The sequence below is a fragment of the Pseudomonas nunensis genome (genome assembly GCF_024296925.1).
GTDB lineage: Bacteria > Pseudomonadota > Gammaproteobacteria > Pseudomonadales > Pseudomonadaceae > Aquipseudomonas > Aquipseudomonas nunensis.
The window spans coordinates 3819164-3836739 of record NZ_CP101125.1 but is presented as its reverse complement, the minus strand read 5'-3'; the positions used below and the strand labels follow the sequence as shown (position 1 = coordinate 3836739).

The 17576-nt window shown below is 59.2% G+C and carries 20 protein-coding genes and 1 pseudogene; 11 read left to right on the top strand and 10 right to left on the bottom strand.

The genetic code is table 11. From position 1 onward, the window contains the following. Nucleotides 1-149: 149 nt before the first annotated feature. The 5 genes from NK667_RS16490 to NK667_RS16470 form a co-directional block, all read right to left on the bottom strand. The gene (locus tag NK667_RS16490) at nt 150-1553 is read right to left on the bottom strand and encodes a heavy metal sensor histidine kinase (protein WP_054615475.1); all 1404 of its coding nucleotides are present in this window, start codon (nt 1551-1553) and stop codon (nt 150-152) included. Continuing rightward, nucleotides 1550-2221: a heavy metal response regulator transcription factor gene (locus NK667_RS16485; RefSeq protein WP_054053013.1), complete on the bottom strand. Its 672-nt coding sequence runs from the start codon at nt 2219-2221 to the stop codon at nt 1550-1552. The genes NK667_RS16490 and NK667_RS16485 overlap by 4 nt, the downstream gene beginning before the upstream one ends. Before the next feature lie 102 nt (nt 2222-2323). After that, entirely contained in the window at nt 2324-2581 is a 258-nt protein-coding gene (locus NK667_RS16480; protein ID WP_054053015.1) for a DUF2790 domain-containing protein, read from the bottom strand. A gap of 133 nt (nt 2582-2714) precedes the next feature. Beyond that, the gene (locus NK667_RS16475; RefSeq protein WP_054615474.1) at nt 2715-3485 is read right to left on the bottom strand and encodes an alpha/beta hydrolase; all 771 of its coding nucleotides are present in this window, start codon (nt 3483-3485) and stop codon (nt 2715-2717) included. Between the two features lie 121 nt (nt 3486-3606). Continuing rightward, on the bottom strand, nt 3607-4317 hold the full coding sequence (locus tag NK667_RS16470) for an alpha/beta fold hydrolase (RefSeq protein WP_054615473.1): 711 nt from the start codon (nt 4315-4317) through the stop codon (nt 3607-3609). A gap of 157 nt (nt 4318-4474) precedes the next feature. Here NK667_RS16470 and NK667_RS16465 point away from each other — a divergent pair, with 157 nt between their 5' ends. After that, complete coding sequence (locus tag NK667_RS16465) at nt 4475-4930, top strand: DUF2214 family protein (protein WP_054615472.1); 456 nt, start codon at nt 4475-4477, stop codon at nt 4928-4930. 186 nt (nt 4931-5116) lie between these two features. Here the strand turns inward: NK667_RS16465 and csrA are convergent, their stop codons facing one another. Next, nucleotides 5117-5308 (bottom strand): carbon storage regulator CsrA, encoded by a 192-nt coding sequence (gene csrA, locus NK667_RS16460; RefSeq protein WP_017337657.1) that lies wholly within the window; start codon nt 5306-5308, stop codon nt 5117-5119. A 249-nt stretch (nt 5309-5557) separates the two neighbouring features. Between csrA and NK667_RS16455 the strand changes: the two genes are divergently transcribed. Together NK667_RS16455 and NK667_RS16450 are read left to right on the top strand one after the other, a co-directional pair. Then, the gene (locus tag NK667_RS16455; RefSeq protein ID WP_054615471.1) at nt 5558-5935 is read left to right on the top strand and encodes a hypothetical protein; all 378 of its coding nucleotides are present in this window, start codon (nt 5558-5560) and stop codon (nt 5933-5935) included. 103 nt (nt 5936-6038) lie between these two features. Further along, the gene (locus tag NK667_RS16450) at nt 6039-6935 is read left to right on the top strand and encodes a siderophore-interacting protein (protein WP_054615470.1); all 897 of its coding nucleotides are present in this window, start codon (nt 6039-6041) and stop codon (nt 6933-6935) included. 56 nt (nt 6936-6991) lie between these two features. On the opposite strand, the pseudogene NK667_RS16445 reads toward NK667_RS16450, so the two are convergent. From NK667_RS16445 to NK667_RS16435, 3 genes and pseudogenes are all read right to left on the bottom strand, one after another. Then, nucleotides 6992-7679, bottom strand: a pseudogene (locus NK667_RS16445) (endonuclease). 4 nt (nt 7680-7683) lie between these two features. Next, nucleotides 7684-7974: a DUF1654 domain-containing protein gene (locus tag NK667_RS16440; RefSeq protein WP_054615469.1), complete on the bottom strand. Its 291-nt coding sequence runs from the start codon at nt 7972-7974 to the stop codon at nt 7684-7686. Nucleotides 7975-8128: 154 nt separating this feature from the next. Further along, nucleotides 8129-9217 (bottom strand): asparaginase, encoded by a 1089-nt coding sequence (locus tag NK667_RS16435; RefSeq protein WP_054053030.1) that lies wholly within the window; start codon nt 9215-9217, stop codon nt 8129-8131. 343 nt (nt 9218-9560) lie between these two features. On the opposite strand from NK667_RS16435, the gene NK667_RS16430 reads away from it, so the two are divergent. The 8 genes from NK667_RS16430 to NK667_RS16395 all read left to right on the top strand — a co-directional run bounded on the left by NK667_RS16430 (nt 9561) and on the right by NK667_RS16395 (nt 17207). Then, complete coding sequence (locus NK667_RS16430) at nt 9561-10022, top strand: hypothetical protein (protein WP_054053032.1); 462 nt, start codon at nt 9561-9563, stop codon at nt 10020-10022. Nucleotides 10023-10218: 196 nt separating this feature from the next. Then, nucleotides 10219-11172 (top strand): sugar ABC transporter substrate-binding protein, encoded by a 954-nt coding sequence (locus tag NK667_RS16425; RefSeq protein WP_054615468.1) that lies wholly within the window; start codon nt 10219-10221, stop codon nt 11170-11172. Nucleotides 11173-11228: 56 nt separating this feature from the next. Beyond that, on the top strand, nt 11229-12782 hold the full coding sequence (locus NK667_RS16420; RefSeq protein WP_054615467.1) for a sugar ABC transporter ATP-binding protein: 1554 nt from the start codon (nt 11229-11231) through the stop codon (nt 12780-12782). Further along, nucleotides 12779-13756 (top strand): ABC transporter permease, encoded by a 978-nt coding sequence (locus NK667_RS16415; RefSeq protein ID WP_054053037.1) that lies wholly within the window; start codon nt 12779-12781, stop codon nt 13754-13756. The genes NK667_RS16420 and NK667_RS16415 overlap by 4 nt, the downstream gene beginning before the upstream one ends. Nucleotides 13757-13759: 3 nt before the next feature. Then, nucleotides 13760-14779 carry a LacI family DNA-binding transcriptional regulator gene (locus NK667_RS16410; RefSeq protein WP_054053039.1) on the top strand — a complete coding sequence of 340 codons (1020 nt, stop codon included), beginning with the start codon at nt 13760-13762 and terminating at the stop codon, nt 14777-14779. Nucleotides 14780-14815: 36 nt separating this feature from the next. Further along, nucleotides 14816-15733, top strand: a complete 918-nt coding sequence (rbsK, locus tag NK667_RS16405; protein ID WP_054615466.1) for a ribokinase — start codon at nt 14816-14818, stop codon at nt 15731-15733. Next, complete coding sequence (gene rbsD, locus NK667_RS16400) at nt 15730-16134, top strand: D-ribose pyranase (RefSeq protein WP_054615465.1); 405 nt, start codon at nt 15730-15732, stop codon at nt 16132-16134. The genes rbsK and rbsD overlap by 4 nt, the downstream gene beginning before the upstream one ends. A 44-nt stretch (nt 16135-16178) precedes the next feature. Continuing rightward, nucleotides 16179-17207: a nucleoside hydrolase gene (locus NK667_RS16395; protein WP_054615464.1), complete on the top strand. Its 1029-nt coding sequence runs from the start codon at nt 16179-16181 to the stop codon at nt 17205-17207. A gap of 33 nt (nt 17208-17240) precedes the next feature. On the opposite strand, the gene NK667_RS16390 is transcribed toward NK667_RS16395, so the two are convergent. Beyond that, nucleotides 17241-17453 carry a hypothetical protein gene (locus NK667_RS16390; RefSeq protein ID WP_054053047.1) on the bottom strand — a complete coding sequence of 71 codons (213 nt, stop codon included), beginning with the start codon at nt 17451-17453 and terminating at the stop codon, nt 17241-17243. Nucleotides 17454-17576: the final 123 nt, after the last annotated feature.

Genomic DNA, 17576 nt, shown 5'->3' with positions numbered 1-17576 from the left:
GCTATCCGTAAAGTAATGTTTTGTATTGATTTACGTTGGGCCGCGCATCTTAGCGAAAGGGATGGCAATTTGGAATTGAATAGTGTGCGTTTGTAACGCTTTTGTACCCAGCAGTTGCCAAATGGTAGGCGAGGGGAGAGGCAGTCGATTTATTCGTTTCGGTTTCTCCCAGGAAAAAACAACTCAAAACACGTCACCCCATTCTCACTGGTGACGCCATACCCTCCGCTATGCAACTGCATGATCGTCGCCACAATCGACAAACCCAACCCGTTCGATTGCGCCGACCGCTCTCGCGACTCATCCACACGATAAAACCGGTCAAACAGTTTCGGCAGATGCTCTGGCGCAATGGTCGCGCCGTGATTGCTCACCCGCAGACTGATCCCCTCGGAAGAGGGCGTCGCATTCACCACCAACTCCGAATCCGGCGCGCCATACTTGATGGCGTTCGAACACAGATTGGCCAACGCCCGCCGCAGCAACATCGGCTCGGCCCAGATCACGCCGCTGCCATGGGCGTTGATGCTGATCCCGACATCCGCCGCCAACCCTTCAAAGTAATCCGCCATGCGTTCCATTTCGTCCGCGGCGTCCAGTTCCTGTCGTTGGCGCAGGGCGCTGGCGGGGTCGGTTCGGGCGAGGAACAGCATGTTGTCGAGCATGCGCGCGAGGCGTTCGAGTTCTTCGACGTTGGAGGCGAGCAGTTGTTGGTAGGCTTCGACGCTGCGGTTTTGCTGGAGGGCGACTTGGGTTTCGCCGAGCAAGTTGTTGATCGGGGTGCGCAGTTCGTGGGCCATGTCGGTGGAGACCTGGCCGAGCTGGACGAAGCCTTTGGCGAGGCGGTCGAGGACGCCGTTGAAGGCGTCGATCATCGGCTGCACTTCCAGCGGTGCGCCGTGGTTGTCGAGGCGTTCGGTGAGGTTGCCGACGCCAATGCCGTGGGCGTGTTTGGCCAGGCGCCGCAACGGCAGCAGCCCGCGATAGAGCAGTAAATAGCCGCAGACCGCGAGCAATAGGGCGGCGACACCGGCCAGCAGGTAAACGCGTATCCGGTAGTTGGCCAACACGCTGGTGCGTTCCGTCATCAATCGCCCGGCCACGACTTGCAGGCTGCCCAGGTCGCCGGAGTCGATGGTCGCCGCCAGCGCCGCGAAGGGCACACCGTCCACGCCGGAAAAATGCTGCACGTCGGCCAGGACCAGCGGATGGTCCATGGTCACGGGAGACAGGTTCGGCAAGTCGAGTCTGCCGGGATTGACCACGAGCAACGGTTTTTGTCCGGTCGCGCCGATCACTAGCACCGATTCGCGGTTGCCGAGCATGTTCTGGAACAAGGCCGGTTTGCTCTTGATCAGGTCCAGGGTGTTGCTGTCATTCAGAAAGGTGCGCAGTTGATCGACCCGGGTGATCAACGCGGCATCGTCCCGCCGGATCAACTCGCGTTCCAGCTCGCGATACAAACACACGCCCAGCGTGATGACTGAAGCAAAGGCCAGCAACGCAAACAGCAATGCCAGACGCAGGGTCAGGGAATGGGGCTTGTTGTTCATGGCTGTGTGTCGAAGCGATAGCCGATACCGCGCACGCTGTGGATCAGCTTGAGTTGAAACGGGTCGTCGACTTTCAGGCGCAGGCGCCGTACCGCGACGTCCACCACATTGGTGTCGCTGTCGAAATTCATGTCCCACACCCGCGAGGCAATCAGCGAGCGCGACAACACTTGGCCTTGGTGGGTAGCGAACAAGTGCAGCAAGGCGAATTCTTTGTTGGTCAAGGTGATCCGCACGCCGTCGCGGGTGATGCGGCGTTTAAGCACGTCGATTTGCAGGTCGGCCACTTGCAGCTGTTCTTCTTCCCGGGACGGACCGCGTCGGGTCAGGGTGCGCAGGCGCGCCACCAATTCGGCGAAGGAGAACGGTTTTATCAGGTAGTCGTCGGCGCCCAGTTCCAGGCCCTTGATGCGGTCGGCGATGTCGTCGCGGGCGCTGAGAAACAGCACCGGTGTATCAGCTTCCTTACGCAAGCGCCGCAGCACTTCCCAGCCGTCCATTTTCGGCATCATCACATCGAGCACGATGACGTCGAACGAGGTTTCCAGGGCCAGGTGCAACCCGTCCACGCCATTGCGCGCCAGGCTGACCGAGTAGCCGAGTTCCTGCAGACCGTTGAGCAGGTAGTTGCCTGCCTTGGGCTCGTCTTCAACGACTAGGATGTTCATGGTCGATGTCCGTAAAGAATTCATTGCGACGTGAGGGGCGTGAGCCAGTGTAGCCCGATCAATTGCGCGTGACTCGGGCCACACATCGTGGGCGCAGCATACTCAATTGTCATTGATGCAGCCGGAGCCTTCGACCTGGTAATCCAGCACGTGCTCCTGACCGTTGTGGTCCAGGTAGTCCAGCCGCGCAGGAATAATGCCGCACTGTTGTGAGATGTCGGTGCTGGACAGCACTTTCGCGACGTCCATGTGGACGAAGAAACCGGTCTTGTCATGAATCACTGGCGCTTGTGGCTGGGTGTCGGCAAAAGCCGAACCGGTGGCGAGGAGGGCGGCGAAACCGAGGATTAACATTTTCATGGTGTGTCTCTCTCTAATCTGGATGACGGTGGCTGCCGGTTGAGTGACTGGGCAGTGAGCTCAGGTTAACGAGGCGATACGGACAGCCGACCAACAGTTGAATGACAAAGTTGTAATGCAATTCAGCCCGGGATTACGGCTGGCGGCCGGAGGCTTCGAGGATCAGGTCGGCGATCTCTTTCGAGTGCGAGACCAGCGACAAATGGCTCGATGGCAGCTCGATGGTGGTCGCGCCCATGCGCTTGGCGAGGAAGCGTTCCAGGTCCGGGTTGATGGTCTGGTCGAGGCTGGACACCGCGTACCACGACGGTTTGGTGTGCCAGGCAGCGGCGGTGGTGCGTTCGCCAAACAGGGTTTTGGCGATCGGTTGTTGCACGGCGAACAGCTCCATAGCCTTGTCGTGGGGAACATCGCTGGCGAAATACTTGAGGAAGGCGTCCTGTTTCAAGCTGACGTAACCGTCGTGCTCTTCGGTGCCGGCGCGCACGGGCATGGTCGGGTACTTGCCGGAGAGGGCGACGAAATCTTCACCGGCATCCGGGGCGCGTGCCGCGACGTAGACCAGCGAGCTGACCTTCGGATCCACCCCGGCTTCACTGACCACGGTGCCCGCGTAGGAGTGGCCGACCAAAACGGTCGGGCCGTCTTGTTGGTCGAGTACGCGTTGGGTGGCGGCGACATCGTTGGCCACGGAGGTCAGCGGGTTCTGCACGGCAGTGACGTGCAAACCGGCGGCCTGCAACCGCGTGATCACCTCTGACCAACTCGAACCATCGGCCCAGGAGCCGTGCACCAGCACGACGTTGTTGGCCTTCACGGGCGCAATGTTGGCGGCCATGGCTGAGCCGGTGCCGAGCATCAACAGGCTGGCGGCGATCAGGCAGAGTTTGTTCATTGGTTTCATGGTGTCGACCCTTGTCATCATCGGTAGAAGGCGAGCCACCCGGATTGGGTGGCTGACGACGACACTGTATGAATCGAGGGTGCGACCTACGCTGACAACTCAATGACAAAGTTGTAATGCGTTACGAGGTGTCAGCGGCTCGTAAAAATTCAATGATCAGGCGTGCAGCCTCTTCGGGTGCCGCTTGAAGGAGGCAGTGCGGTGCGTTGACGTCGATCATCTGCGTCTGTGGCTTCAGTTGAGAGATCCGCGTGGAGGCGGTTTGTGGAACCAGGCGATCTTCGGTGGACCGCAGGTAAACATTCGGCACGTTCACTTGGGCAAGTTGCGCCGACACATCGACATCGAGCACCGACCGCAGTCGCGAACGCATCACGGCGGGGCTGACCCGATTTATCGCTTGGCTCAGGGCCGTGCGCAATGCAGCGGTAGCAAATTGACCGAGTAACAGCGGGCTGAGACATTTGGCGGGCACGGCTCCAATTGGCAGCATGTTGGCTACAAAGCGCAGAGGACTGAGCAACGGCCGAGGGTTTCGAGCAAACGTGCAGCACAGCACCAGCCCGACCTGTTGCGGCAGGCGCAAAGCCGTCAGCGCGATAGCGATCGGTCCGGAGAATGATTCGCCCAGCAATACGAACGGTCGGTCGGTGGGCAGCGACTGTCTGGCAATGGTTTCCAGCTCCCCGTAACTCAGCGGGATATCGCAGGGATAGGTCACTACTACGATGTCGCAAGCGTGCTGCAACGCCAACACGAAAGGCTTGAACAGTTCGCCCGTTCCATCCATTCCCGGTAGCAGGACAAGCGTCGGCAGCTTTGATCGGTCCATGTATTCCATCCTTGGTGAGTGCCTATTCTGGCGCATTTGACTCACAGCATGCTGGTCAGAATCGGCCTCTTTTTCTGTAGGTCACTGGCAGGCAGATTGGCAGGTTTTGGGCTACTACTGACAAGCCCTTTTCCATTTCCCTGTCAGGAGCATCCCTATGCTGTCTCATTGGTTTCTCGCGGCGATCCATCTCTTGGCATTTGCCATGGGCCTTTGGGGTGTGCTGACTCGGGGAACGGCGTTAAGCCGGTTGGCTGCGGGCACGGCGCAGGTTCGCAGCGTGCTGGTCGCCGACAACGTGTGGGGGATCTGTGCGGGGATTTTGCTGATCACGGGGCTGATGCGGGCTTTCGGCGGGTACGAAAAAGGCACCGACTATTATCTTCATCAGCCGCTGTTTCATCTCAAGATGACGCTGTTCGTGATCATCCTGCTACTGGAGCTGGCGCCGATGATCACCTTGATCAAGTGGCGGATCGCCTTGGGGCGTGGCGCTACGGTGGATCTGGGGCGGGCGAAGCTGTTCGCCCGGATCAGCCATGTCGAAGCGCTGTTGATGATGCTCATGGTGATCGCGGCCACTGGCATGGCACGGGCTGTGACCTTCGGGTAGCGGTGACGTATTCGTCGGGGTTAAAGCGAATTGTCTGACAGCCAAGGCGTCGCCGAAGCCGGTAGTATCGGCTTCACATCACGAGGGGGATGAACGGTGGGGCAGGGCGGGGCGAAACAATGTGCATGAATCTTTAGCCAGCCATTGCGCTGAAGCGAACGGGCTGGCTACTGACTGCAGCAGGATTCAGGGTTGCGGCTTGTCTGGAGCGGTCAGCCCGGCCTGAATGCGCTGATAGATCTCTTCGCGATGCACGGCAACGTCTTTCGGGGCGTTGATGCCAATTCGGACTTGCTGGCCGCTAACGCCCAGGATGGTGATAGTGATGTCATCACCAATGTTTATGCTTTCACCGACTTTGCGGGTGAGTATCAGCATGGTCTTCTCCTTGATTGCTTTGTAGGGCACCTGATTCAGACAGTGCAGAGGTCGGTGTAGTTATAGATTAGTGCGAAGTTTCACGGTTTGGGTGCCTCTTTCTGACGCGCAGATGCTGCATTAATTCCCAAGGCGTAACTATACAGAGGCCGCATCCATGATTCTCGTTGTTTTGTGCCCATTTTGCGGCACTCGGGAAGTATTCATGAATGCTAAAATCCGCGCTTTCAGCATTCAGAGGGAAACGTTGTGCGCAAAATGGCCTTGATAATCGCAGTATTGGCGTTGGCGGGATGCGGTGAAGGAAAGGATGCAAGCGCTCAAAAGACGCCTTCTGCGACTGTTTCCGCACCGGCAACAGCGCCCGCTGTTGCAACGGGTCCGCAATGGGATCTCGAGGTGCGGGGCGAAACAACCCAGGCCGTCAGCGACTTGAGCGGCTGGTTGATCGAGCACAGCTTCGTTTCCAATGTGGTCCGGGAAAATGGCAAGGACCGGATCCTGCTCGGGCCGTTCGCTTCCAAAGCCGAGGCTGAGGCCAGGCAGGCTGACTTGAACGCAGCGCTGACCCGGGCAAAAAAGATGAACATCGAATCGCTGATCATCGAGCGTCCGGCGGCTCAGTAATCGCGTAACGGTTCAGGCGCCGTTCAGCGGGGAGTCCTAAAGGGTGGCCGCGGTGACTCGTATCTAGTACGTAGTCACTGTCGATTCCCAGAAGGAGCTCCCCATGGCCTCCGCCAATCCTTACAAAATCTTCGACGCGGTCTTGCAGCGCAAGCAGACCTTGAGCCCGCATATGATGCGCGTCACCCTGGCCGGGCCGATGGTCACCGATATGGCCACTTGGGCGCCGGATCAGCGGGTAAAACTGTTCTTCCCCGCCGAAGATGGATCGCCGGCCCGGCTGTCCCATGAAGATGGCTGGTACGCGCGCTATCGTTCGATGCCGGTAGCCCAGCGTCCGGCGATGCGCACTTACACCATCCGCCATCTGCGCGCCGATCAAGGCGAAGTGGACATCGACTTTGTGTTGCACGGTGAAACCGGTCCGGCTTCCCGTTGGGCGATTCGATCAGTGCCGGGCGCTTCGATTCAGATCACCGCGCCGGATCGGCACTTCACGGCCCAGGACGCAGGCGGTTTTGAATGGAAGCCGCCGCAAGCGCTCAAGCAATTGTTGCTGGTCGCCGATGCCACGGCGTTGCCGGCGGCGCTCGGAATCCTCGACGAGTTGTCCGTTCTTGATGAGCCGCCGCTGACCCAGGCGTTTTTTGAGGTCGACAGCCTGGAAGATGCGCTGCCGGTTCCAGACTGGCCGGGGCTTTCGGTGGAGTGGCTGGTTCGCGACCACGCCAGCGCAGGGTCGCTGATGGTCGAGGCGGTCCAACGGGCGAACCTGCCGTCATATGTTTCGAAAGAGTCCGTGGAGCTGGCGGAAGTGAATGTGGACGAGGAGATCCTCTGGGAAACCTCCGCGTCGGCCAGTGATGGCTTCTACGGCTGGATCGCCGGAGAGACAGTCGCAGTGATGAGCCTGCGCAAGTACCTGATCAAGGAACGCGGCATTCCCCGGGAGTCGCTCAACCTGATGGGCTACTGGCGCTACAACAAAGTCGGCGGTTAGAACGAACAAAGGCCTCGGGTTTGAATGCCCGAGGCCTTTGTGTTTTCAACAGTTATTCAACCGCAGGCTTTCATGTCCACTGGGCCGACAAATTCATTGCCGCGTCCCATCACGCACGCCACGCTCTGATTGCGCTGGCGCTCCCAGGTTTGCACCGGATAAGTCTTGTTCCAGGCTTCATACAGTTGGCGATCCTGTTTGGACAGTTTCAACCCGTACTGCTTGCTCATGTAGAAGTAAGTCCGGGCGATCATCCCGCGAATCGACGGGCGGGGCATGACCTTCTTGGCCTTGAAGTCGACTTGGGTCAGGCACGAACCGTATTGACCCGATTGCACCGGCAGCCAACCAAAGCTGAAGTTGCTGCGGTCACCGTTGACCTCACCGATGCTCGGCACCAGGTTGTGCGTCGGCCTCGGCCTTCTGATAAGTCGGGTCGTAGCGTGTGCAGTTTTTGCGTCCGCCCGACTGCCAGCATTGGCGCTGATGGCCGATCTGCCAGGCCGGGACAATGTGCTCCCACTCGATGCGGGCGGCACGCTTGGCGCTTTTGCGTGGCACATAACCACAAGCAGCGAGGTCGACTTTGTTGCCGGTGTATTTGCAGCCGCAATAAAACTCGGTGGATTGCGGTGCGTAGAGCTTCCACGCGACTTTCTTGGCTTCGTTGAAGGTGCGCGGGGCGCCAGCCTGGGCGCCCATGGCAATGAACAGAAACAGCAAAGCAAAACAGCGGACACTCATTGACTCAATCTTCCTTCGGCACAACCCAGAAAATCTGCACACCGCCATCGTCGCGATAGGCGAGGGTGACGTTATCGTTTTCGTCGATTTCTTCGAGCAGCTGTTCCCATTCGTCCACCGGTTCGTCCGGCAGACGGAAAATCAGCGCGGCTTTGGATTTTTGCGCGGTAGGGGAGTTGATGATTTTTTGAACGCGCAGACCCATGCGTTCAAAGGAGCCAGGAGAGGCAGCGGTAGTGGCCACGGAATTATCCTTATTAAGCTGTACGGGCATACAGTATTTAACTGTAAGCATTTTCGCAACTGCTTAAAATTCAAGAAAATCCTCTGACAGTGGTTTTTCCCGTTTGGTGTAAGGCGATTGGCGTTCTTTTGTAGGAGATGCCACTCACCAGAACAGGCAAGTGGCGCAAACGGTGCCCGACCGGAACCGGTCGGGCGAGGGCGTATCAGTACTCCCAGAACATCCGTTGCAGCTCTTTGCTGTCGTTGGTCTTGGTCAGCGCGACCATGGCCAGGATGCGCGCTTTCTGTGGGTTCAGGTCATGCGCCACGACCCAGTCGTACTTGTCGTCAGGCTGTTCGGCGTTACGCAGGACGAAACCACCGGCGTTGACGTGAGACGAACGGATGATTTGCACGCCATCCTTGCGCAGGGCTTGCAAGGTTGGCACCACGCGGGAAGATACCGAGCCGTTGCCGGTACCGGCGTGGATGATCGCTTTGGCGCCTGATTGCGCCAGGGCTTTGTAGGCAGTGTCGCTGACGTTGCCGTAGGAATAGGCGATTTCTACGTCAGGCAGGCTCTTGATGGTTTTGATGTCGAATTCCGAGTCCATGGTGTGGCGCTTGGCCGGCAGGCGGAACCAGTAGGATTTGCCTTCAACCACCATGCCCAGCGGGCCCCAGGCACTTTTAAAGGCCTCGGTCTTGATGTTGATCATTTTGCTGACATCGCGACCGGACTGGATTTCATCGTTCATGGTCACCAGCACACCTTTGCCGCGTGCTTCTTTGCTGCTGGCCACGGCGACTGCGTTGTACAGGTTCAGCATGCCGTCGGCGGACATCGCGGTACCCGGGCGCATGGAACCGACGACGATGATCGGCTTGTCGGTTTTTTCCACCAGGTTCAGGAAGTAGGCGGTTTCTTCCAGGGTGTCGGTGCCGTGAGTGATGACAATGCCATCGACGGCTTTGTCGTCGGCCAATTCGGCGACGCGGCGACCCAACTGCAACAGGTTGTCGTTGGTGATGCTTTCGGACGCGATCTGCATGACTTGTTCGCCACGCACGTTAGCCAATTGACTCAGCTCCGGCACGCCAGCGATCAACTGTTCGATACCGACTTTGGCAGCCTGATAGGTAGCGCTGTTGGCCGCACTGGCGCCAGCGCCGGCAATGGTGCCGCCGGTGGCCAGGATCACCACGTTCGCCAGTTTCTGTTGGGTTTCAGCTTCTTTCGCCTGAAGGGCGGTGGGCAGGAGCAGCAGGAGGGCCAAAGCGCCCGGAATAAAGGTGTTGAATGCAGATTTCATTATTTTCTCTCTAGTAGTGACGGTGCTGATGCAGGTTCATCTAGATACGCCCCCGGCAGATCTGAACGCCTGGGGTGCACAAGAAAGAGCAGGATCTGTACCAGCCCTACTTTGAAGGAGAGAAAACTTTAAGCTGATGATTTATATCAGTATTTATGTCGGCGGTAATGAAATTACACAACCTTTTGTCCGGGTTTCCGAATACGTTGAGTATTTGCGTTCGGTTCTCCGAAAGGGCCTACGATCCTTGTTGATTAGTTACCTTGCCGAATTCCAAATCAGTGCTAAAGAAAACCCCGCACAGGTCGATGGTCTTCAAAGGAATCTTTTTTCAGGAGTTCACATGTCGTTATCAGTCGGTCTTCCCAACGCCGCAGGCGTGACCATTGGCGGCAAATCCGCTGCCACGATCCGCGCGTTGAACGATGCCACGCAGGCCGAGGCCGCCAAAGCGTTGGGCACTCAAGAAGATGACGGCAAGGTCGTCAAGACTGGCCCGGTGGGGCTGGATAAAAGCACGGATACCGAGGCCGCATCTGAAGGAAAGAGCAATCAGAGCGCCGCGGTAAAAATCCTGCTCAAGCGCATGCAAGAGCTGCAACAGCAACTGCGTGAGCAACAGCAACAACTGGCCGCAGCCCAAGCAGCGTCTTATCCGACGCCGGAAGCCAAGTCGACAGTAGTCATGGCGATTCAAGGGCAGATTGCCGACACCAACGGCGCGCTGCTGGAAGTGTCCGGCGCACTGGTCAAGGAAATGGCCAAGGGCTCCAGCACCGGCTCGATGGTCAATACCACGGCCTGAGGCTTATGCCTGGCTTTGCCAGCCAGCGCACAAAATGGTCAATTCTGATCGTTGACAAATCTCGGCAGGGTTCGCATAGTTCGGTCTACGCAAACGTTTGCGCGGCGTTCTCGATGGCTCGATCCATCGAAGGACACCCTGTAGCCTACGCCAGCGCAAGCGTTGCTCACAATAATCATAAGATCGGAGTGAACCCATGAAGCTGCCATTCGCTGGACGTCTTCTCGCTGTCGCTATGCTGGCTGCCGCATCCGCCGCGTTGCCCCTCTCTTCGGCGTTCGCCGATACTGAAAAACCTAAAGTCGCGCTGGTCATGAAATCCCTGGCCAACGAATTCTTCCTGACCATGGAAGACGGCGCCAAGGCCTATCAGAAAGACCATTCCGCCGATTTCGACCTGATCTCCAACGGCATCAAGGACGAAACGGACACCGCTGGCCAGACCCGCATCGTCGAGCAAATGATTCTGGCCAAGGTCAATGCACTGGTCATCGCGCCGGCTGACTCAAAAGCCATGGTGCCGGTGATCAAGAAAGCCGTCGATGCCGGTATCACCGTGATCAACATCGACAACCAGCTTGACCCGGCCGTCGTCAAAAGCAAAAACATCACCGTACCGTTCGTAGGCCCGGACAACCGCAAAGGCGCGCGTCTGGTGGGTGAGTACCTGGCCAAGCAACTGAAGGCCGGTGACGAAGTCGGCATCATCGAAGGCGTATCCACCACCACCAACGCCCAGCAGCGCACCGCGGGTTTCAAAGACGCGATGGAAGCGGCGCAGATCAAGGTGGTTTCCTTGCAGTCCGGTGATTGGGAAATCGACAAAGGCAACAAGGTTGCCGCGTCGATCCTCAGCGAATACCCGGAAGTCAAAGCCCTGCTGACCGGTAACGACAGCATGGCCGTCGGCGCCGTTTCCGCTGTCCGTGCCGCCGGCAAGGCTGGCAAGGTGCAAGTGGTCGGTTACGACAACATCAACGCCATCAAGCCGATGCTCAAGGATGGCCGCGTCCTGGCCACCGCTGACCAGTTTGCCGCCAAGCAAGCTGTATTCGGGATCGAGACTGCGCTGAAAATCATCAAAGGCGAGAAAGTCGACAGCGGTACCAACGGCGTGATCGAAACTCCGGTAGAGCTGGTTACCAAGTAGTCCTTCTGGCGACACAACGGTGCTCGCCCGTCCGGGCGAGCGCATGGAGAGTTTTTATGTCAGTTTCCGCCCCGAACGCTGTCCTCTCGGTCAGCGGTATCGGTAAGACCTATGCCCAACCGGTCCTGACCGGCATCGACCTGACGCTGATGCGCGGTGAAGTGCTGGCGCTGACTGGTGAAAACGGCGCCGGCAAAAGCACCCTGTCGAAGATCATCGGCGGCCTGGTCACACCGACCACCGGCCAGATGCAATTCCAGGGTCAGGAATACCGCCCCGGCAGCCGTACCCAGGCTGAAGACCTGGGCATCCGCATGGTCATGCAAGAACTCAATCTGTTGCCGACCCTGTCGGTGGCGGAAAACCTGTTTCTCGATAACCTGCCGAGCAACGGTGGCTGGATCAGCCGCAAGCAATTGCGCAAGGCAGCGATCGAAGCGATGGCCCAGGTCGGCCTTGACGCGATTGACCCGGACACCCTGGTCGGCGAACTGGGCATCGGTCACCAGCAAATGGTCGAGATCGCCCGCAACCTGATCGGCGACTGCCATGTGCTGATCCTCGACGAACCGACCGCGATGCTGACGGCGCGGGAAGTCGAGATGCTGTTCGAACAGATCACCCGCCTGCAAGCTCGTGGTGTGTCAATCATCTACATTTCCCACCGACTCGAAGAACTGGCGCGAGTGGCCCAGCGCATTGCGGTATTGCGCGACGGCAACCTGGTCTGCGTCGAGCCGATGGCCAATTACAACAGCGAACAACTGGTCACCCTGATGGTGGGGCGCGAGTTGGGCGAACACATGGACATGGGGCCGCGCAACATCGGTGCGCCAGCCTTGACTGTTACGGGGCTGACCCGTTCCGACAAGGTCCGTGACGTGTCTTTCGAAGTGCGCGCCGGTGAGATCTTCGGCATTTCCGGGTTGATCGGAGCAGGGCGCACCGAGTTGCTGCGCCTGATCTTCGGCGCCGACACGCCAGACAGCGGCACGGTCGCGCTGGGCTCTCCGGCCAAAGTCGTGAGCATTCGTTCGCCGGCCGATGCGGTGGGTCACGGCATCGCCCTGATCACCGAGGACCGCAAGGGCGAAGGCCTGCTGCTGACCCAGTCGATCAGCGCCAACATTGCCTTGGGCAACATGCCGGTGATTTCCAGCGCGGGCGTCGTCAACAACGGTGACGAGATGGCCCTGGCTCAACGTCAGATCAACGCGATGCGGATCCGCAGCTCCAGCCCGACGCAACTGGTGTCCGAGCTGTCCGGCGGCAACCAGCAGAAAGTCGTGATCGGCCGCTGGCTGGAACGCGATTGTTCGGTGATGTTGTTCGACGAGCCGACCCGTGGCATCGATGTCGGTGCCAAGTTCGACATCTATGCCTTGCTCGGCGAACTGACTCGCCAGGGCAAAGCGCTGGTGGTGGTGTCCAGTGACCTGCGTGAACTGATGCTGATCTGCGACCGGATCGGCGTGTTGTCGGCGGGGCGCCTGATCGACACGTTCGAGCGCGACAGCTGGACCCAGGATGATTTGCTTGCCGCCGCTTTCGCCGGCTACCAAAAACGTGATGCGTTGCTCAACGAAGCAGCGCCTAGGGATCTTCCATGAAAACTGCAACGTCTGCCGGTAAACGTAGTGGCAATTTTTACGGCCTCGGCACCTATCTGGGCCTGGCCGGTGCCTTGCTGGCGATGGTCGTGCTGTTCTCGATGCTGAGCAGCCATTTCCTGTCGTACGACACTTTCAGTACCCTGGCCAACCAGATCCCGGACTTGATGGTTTTGGCGGTCGGCATGACTTTCGTGCTGATCATCGGCGGCATCGACCTGTCGGTCGGTTCGGTGCTGGCGCTTGCGGCCTCGGCGGTTAGCGTGGCGATTCTCGGCTGGGGCTGGAGCGTTTTGCCGGCAGCCCTGTTCGGCATGGCGGTGGCGGCTTTGGCCGGGACCATCACCGGTTCGATCACCGTGGCCTGGCGCATTCCGTCGTTCATCGTGTCCCTCGGCGTGCTGGAAATGGCCCGTGGCCTGGCGTACCAGATGACCGGCTCGCGTACGGCCTACATCGGTGACGCCTTCGCCTGGCTGTCCAACCCGATCGCCTTCGGCATCTCGCCGTCGTTCATCATTGCCTTTGTGATCATCATCGTCGCCCAGGCAGTGCTGACCCGTACGGTGTTCGGCCGCTACCTGATCGGCATCGGCACCAACGAAGAAGCGGTGCGTCTGGCGGGGATCAATCCAAAACCCTACAAGATTCTGGTATTCAGCCTGATGGGGCTGTTGGCCGGCATCGCTGCGCTGTTTCAGATTTCCCGTCTGGAAGCCGCAGACCCGAATGCTGGTTCCGGCCTGGAGCTGCAAGTGATCGCCGCCGTTGTCATCGGCGGCACCAGCCTGATGGGCGGGCGCGGTTCGGTGATCAGTACGTTCTTCGGTGTGTTGATCATCTCGGTATTGGCGGCCGGTCTGGCGCAGATCGGTGCGACCGAACCGACCAAGCGCATCATCACCGGTGCGGTTATCGTGGTGGCGGTGGTGCTTGATACTTATCGCAGTCAGCGCGCAAGCCGGCGGACCTGATTCATGGCAACGATCAAGGATGTGGCGGCACTCGCAGGAATTTCCTACACCACGGTGTCCCATGTGGTGAACAAGACGCGGCCGGTCAGTGAAGAAGTGCGGGTGAAAGTCGAGGCGGCGATAAAAAGCCTCGACTACGTGCCCAGCGCCGTCGCGCGCTCGTTGAAAGCGAAAACCACGGCGACTATCGGTTTGCTGGTGCCAAACAGCCTCAACCCGTACTTCGCCGAACTGGCCCGGGGTATCGAGGATTACTGCGAGCGTAACGGCTATTGCGTGATCCTTTGCAACTCCGACGACAACCCGGACAAGCAGCGCAGCTATTTAAGGGTGTTGCTGGAAAAACGCATCGACGGCTTGATCGTGGCCTCGGCCGGTGGTGATGCCGTGCTCGCTGAAGGCTTGGCGGGCGTGCGCACACCAATGGTGATTGTCGACCGTGGGCTGGATGGCGTAAATGCCGACCTGGTGCGCATCGATCACGAATACGGCGCCTATCTGGCGACCCGGCATTTGCTGGAGTTGGGGCATCGGGACATCGCCACCATCGGCGGGCCGGCGGACACCAGCGTGGCGCAAATGCGTCTGGCGGGTTATTGCCGGGCGCTGAGAGAGGCGGGCGTCGAGGTGCCTAGCGAGCGCATGCTGGAAAGCGACTTCACCAGTACCGGCGGTTACAGTGCAGCCGCGATCCTGCTGGAAAAGAACCCGCCCAGTGCGATTTTCGCCGGTAACGACATGATCGGCATCGGTGTGCTGCGAGCGGCCGCCGAGCGCAACATTCGCGTCCCCACCGAGTTATCGGTGATTGGCTTCGATGACATTCAGATGAGTCGTTATGTCTACCCGGCGCTGACCACTGTCGGCCAGTCGATCCTGCAACTGGGAGAGATGGCCGCCGAAGTGCTGTTGCGCCGGATCGCCACGCCGGGCCTGGCCACTGATCAACGGATCGTGACCCCCAGCATTGTCTTGCGAGAGTCGACCGCGCCGCTTGCCGGTGTGTTCTCCGAATTCCGCTGAAAGCACAGCAGAAACCGAATTAATGAGTAGTGACGTATGCCAGCAAAAGTAGTGGTAATAGGCAGCCTGAACATGGACCTGGTGACCCGGGCGCCACGACTGCCTCGCGGCGGTGAAACGCTGATCGGCCAGTCGTTTGCCACGGTGTCCGGCGGCAAGGGTGCGAACCAGGCCGTGGCTGCCGCGCGTCTGGGTGCTGAGGTGTCGATGGTCGGCTGCGTCGGCACCGATGCCTATGGCCAGGAATTGCGCGGGGCGCTGTTGGCCGAACAGATCGATTGTCAGGCAGTGAGCATTGTCGATGGCGCCAGCGGCGTAGCGTTGATAGTGGTCGATGACAATAGCCAGAACGCGATCGTGATTGTCGCCGGTGCCAACGGTGCGCTGACGCCTGAAGTGATCGACCGTTTCGACTCGGTGTTGCAAGCGGCGGACGTGATTATCTGTCAACTGGAAGTCCCGGACGCCACGGTCGGTCATGCGCTCAAGCGCGGCCGTGAACTGGGCAAGACCGTCATCCTCAATCCGGCCCCGGCCAGCCGTCCGCTGCCAGCGGATTGGTACTCGGCCATCGACTACCTGATCCCCAATGAAAGCGAAGCGTCGGCCCTGAGCGGCTTGCCGGTGGACTCCTTGGAAACCGCCGAAACTGCCGCGACCCGATTGCTCGCCATGGGCGCCGCGAAAGTCATCATTACCCTTGGCGCCCAAGGCTCGCTGTTTGCCAACGGCACCGGCTTCGAGCATTTCCTTGCGCCGAGCGTGAAAGCGGTGGATACGACGGCGGCGGGTGACACCTTTGTCGGTGGTTTCGCTGCTGCGTTGGCGTCTGGCAAAACCGAGGCCGAAGCGATCCGTTTTGGTCAGGTCGCCGCAGCGCTCTCGGTTACCCGTGCGGGTGCCCAGCCTTCGATTCCTACCTTGTCCGAAGTACAGGCCTTTAAGACACCATGAAAAAGACACCTTTGCTCAACGTCGCGCTATCGCGGCTGATCGCATCCCTGGGCCATGGCGACATGGTGGTGATCGGCGATGCCGGCCTGCCAGTGCCGCCGGGCGTGGAATTGATCGACCTGGCCTTGACCCACGGCATTCCGGATTTCGTCAGCACCTTGAAAGTGCTGCTCAGCGAAATGCAGGTCGAAAGCCATGTGCTCGCCCAAGAGATCCTGGACAAGCAACCCTCGGCCCTGACGACACTCGATGAGCTGAATGCCGAAGGCTCGCTGGGCCGCCGTGACCTGCTCAGCCATGAGCAATTCAAAGTCCTCAGCCGACAGGCACGGGCGATTGTTCGTACAGGCGAATGTTCGCCGTACTGCAACATCGTGCTGGTGTCCGGGGTGACGTTCTAACTCGCTGTAACCTTTTCTGCTTTCCCATGCACAAGGAGTGCGCTATGCACCGCTATGCTCAGAAACTGCATCATCTGCTCCGGAGTCTGCTGCTTTTGTCTTTCATCACTGCAACAAGCGCCCAGGCGGCGGAAAAGATCGACTTGATCATCGACACCGACCCGGGTGCCGATGACGTGGTTGCCTTGCTGTTTGCGCTGGCTTCGCCGGAAGAACTGAACATTCGCGCGCTGACCACCGTGGCGGGCAACGTGCGTCTGGACAAGACTTCGCGTAATGCGCGGCTGGCTCGTGAGTGGGCAGGGCGCGAAGACGTGCCGGTCTACGCTGGCGCGCCGAAACCGCTGATGCGCACGCCGATCTATGCCGAGAACATCCATGGCAAGGAAGGCCTGTCGGGTGTCACCGTGCACGAGCCGAAGAAAGGCCTGGCCGAGGGCAATGCGGTCAATTACCTGATCGATACCTTGAAAGCTGCCAAGCCCCACAGCATTACCATCGCCATGCTCGGTCCGCAGACCAACCTGGCCCTGGCGCTGATCCAGGAACCTGAAATCGTTCAGGGCATCAAGGAAGTGGTGATCATGGGCGGTGCGCACTTCAATGGCGGCAACATCACGCCGGTGGCCGAGTTCAACCTGTTCGCCGACCCACAGGCGGCGGAAGTGGTACTCAAGAGCGGCGTGAAGCTGACTTACCTGCCGCTGGACGTGACCCACAAGATCCTCACCAGCGACGCGCGCCTGAAACAGATCGCCGCGCTCAACAACAATGCCGGCAAGATCGTGGGCGATATTCTCAATGAGTACGTCAAGGGCGACATGGAGCACTACGGCATTCCTGGCGGCCCGGTGCATGACGCCACCGTTATCGCTTACCTGCTGAAGCCGGAGCTGTTCACCGGTCGTTCGGTCAACGTGGCGATCGACAGCCGCGAAGGCATCACCTTTGGCCAGACTGTCGTCGATTGGTATGACGGACTGAAAGCGCCGAAGAATGCTTTCTGGGTCGAGAATGGCGATGCCCAGGGTTTCTTCGACCTGCTGACCCAGCGTCTGGGTCGTCTGAAGTAAGTCGTATACCCGCAGGTGCCAGCCTGCGGGTTTTTATTCCCTGCCTGAATCCACCACGCCGAGATAGTCAGCCGGGTATTTCTCGAATACCTGGGCGATGAACGACTGCGCGGCTTGCGTTCCCAGCTCCTTGACCAACAGATCGATTCCAATGATTGCCAGCTCTTCCGGGCTGCCAGGGCTGTAAGAACTGTGGCCCTGTGCCCACTTGGCTTTGATGTCGGCGTCGATGCTTAGGGTGGTCATGATGGCGCTCGTGAAGTCGGAAAAGTCTGAGTTCCGAGTTAACCATTTTGCGCGCTGTTTGGCACTCCGACTTAGGCATGAGGGGAGGGCTATGCGACACTTGGTCTTTGATGGATTTTCAAG

Coding starts and splice junctions, on each gene's coding strand:
- NK667_RS16490 (WP_054615475.1), bottom strand. CDS start 1,553: ATGAACAACAAGCCCCATTCCCTGACCCTGCGTCTGGCATTGCTGTTT.
- NK667_RS16485 (WP_054053013.1), bottom strand. CDS start 2,221: ATGAACATCCTAGTCGTTGAAGACGAGCCCAAGGCAGGCAACTACCTG.
- NK667_RS16480 (WP_054053015.1), bottom strand. CDS start 2,581: ATGAAAATGTTAATCCTCGGTTTCGCCGCCCTCCTCGCCACCGGTTCG.
- NK667_RS16475 (WP_054615474.1), bottom strand. CDS start 3,485: ATGAAACCAATGAACAAACTCTGCCTGATCGCCGCCAGCCTGTTGATG.
- NK667_RS16470 (WP_054615473.1), bottom strand. CDS start 4,317: ATGGACCGATCAAAGCTGCCGACGCTTGTCCTGCTACCGGGAATGGAT.
- NK667_RS16465 (WP_054615472.1), top strand. CDS start 4,475: ATGCTGTCTCATTGGTTTCTCGCGGCGATCCATCTCTTGGCATTTGCC.
- csrA (WP_017337657.1), bottom strand. CDS start 5,308: ATGCTGATACTCACCCGCAAAGTCGGTGAAAGCATAAACATTGGTGAT.
- NK667_RS16450 (WP_054615470.1), top strand. CDS start 6,039: ATGGCCTCCGCCAATCCTTACAAAATCTTCGACGCGGTCTTGCAGCGC.
- NK667_RS16440 (WP_054615469.1), bottom strand. CDS start 7,974: ATGCTTACAGTTAAATACTGTATGCCCGTACAGCTTAATAAGGATAAT.
- NK667_RS16435 (WP_054053030.1), bottom strand. CDS start 9,217: ATGAAATCTGCATTCAACACCTTTATTCCGGGCGCTTTGGCCCTCCTG.
- NK667_RS16430 (WP_054053032.1), top strand. CDS start 9,561: ATGTCGTTATCAGTCGGTCTTCCCAACGCCGCAGGCGTGACCATTGGC.
- NK667_RS16425 (WP_054615468.1), top strand. CDS start 10,219: ATGAAGCTGCCATTCGCTGGACGTCTTCTCGCTGTCGCTATGCTGGCT.
- NK667_RS16420 (WP_054615467.1), top strand. CDS start 11,229: ATGTCAGTTTCCGCCCCGAACGCTGTCCTCTCGGTCAGCGGTATCGGT.
- NK667_RS16415 (WP_054053037.1), top strand. CDS start 12,779: ATGAAAACTGCAACGTCTGCCGGTAAACGTAGTGGCAATTTTTACGGC.
- NK667_RS16410 (WP_054053039.1), top strand. CDS start 13,760: ATGGCAACGATCAAGGATGTGGCGGCACTCGCAGGAATTTCCTACACC.
- rbsK (WP_054615466.1), top strand. CDS start 14,816: ATGCCAGCAAAAGTAGTGGTAATAGGCAGCCTGAACATGGACCTGGTG.
- rbsD (WP_054615465.1), top strand. CDS start 15,730: ATGAAAAAGACACCTTTGCTCAACGTCGCGCTATCGCGGCTGATCGCA.
- NK667_RS16395 (WP_054615464.1), top strand. CDS start 16,179: ATGCACCGCTATGCTCAGAAACTGCATCATCTGCTCCGGAGTCTGCTG.
- NK667_RS16390 (WP_054053047.1), bottom strand. CDS start 17,453: ATGACCACCCTAAGCATCGACGCCGACATCAAAGCCAAGTGGGCACAG.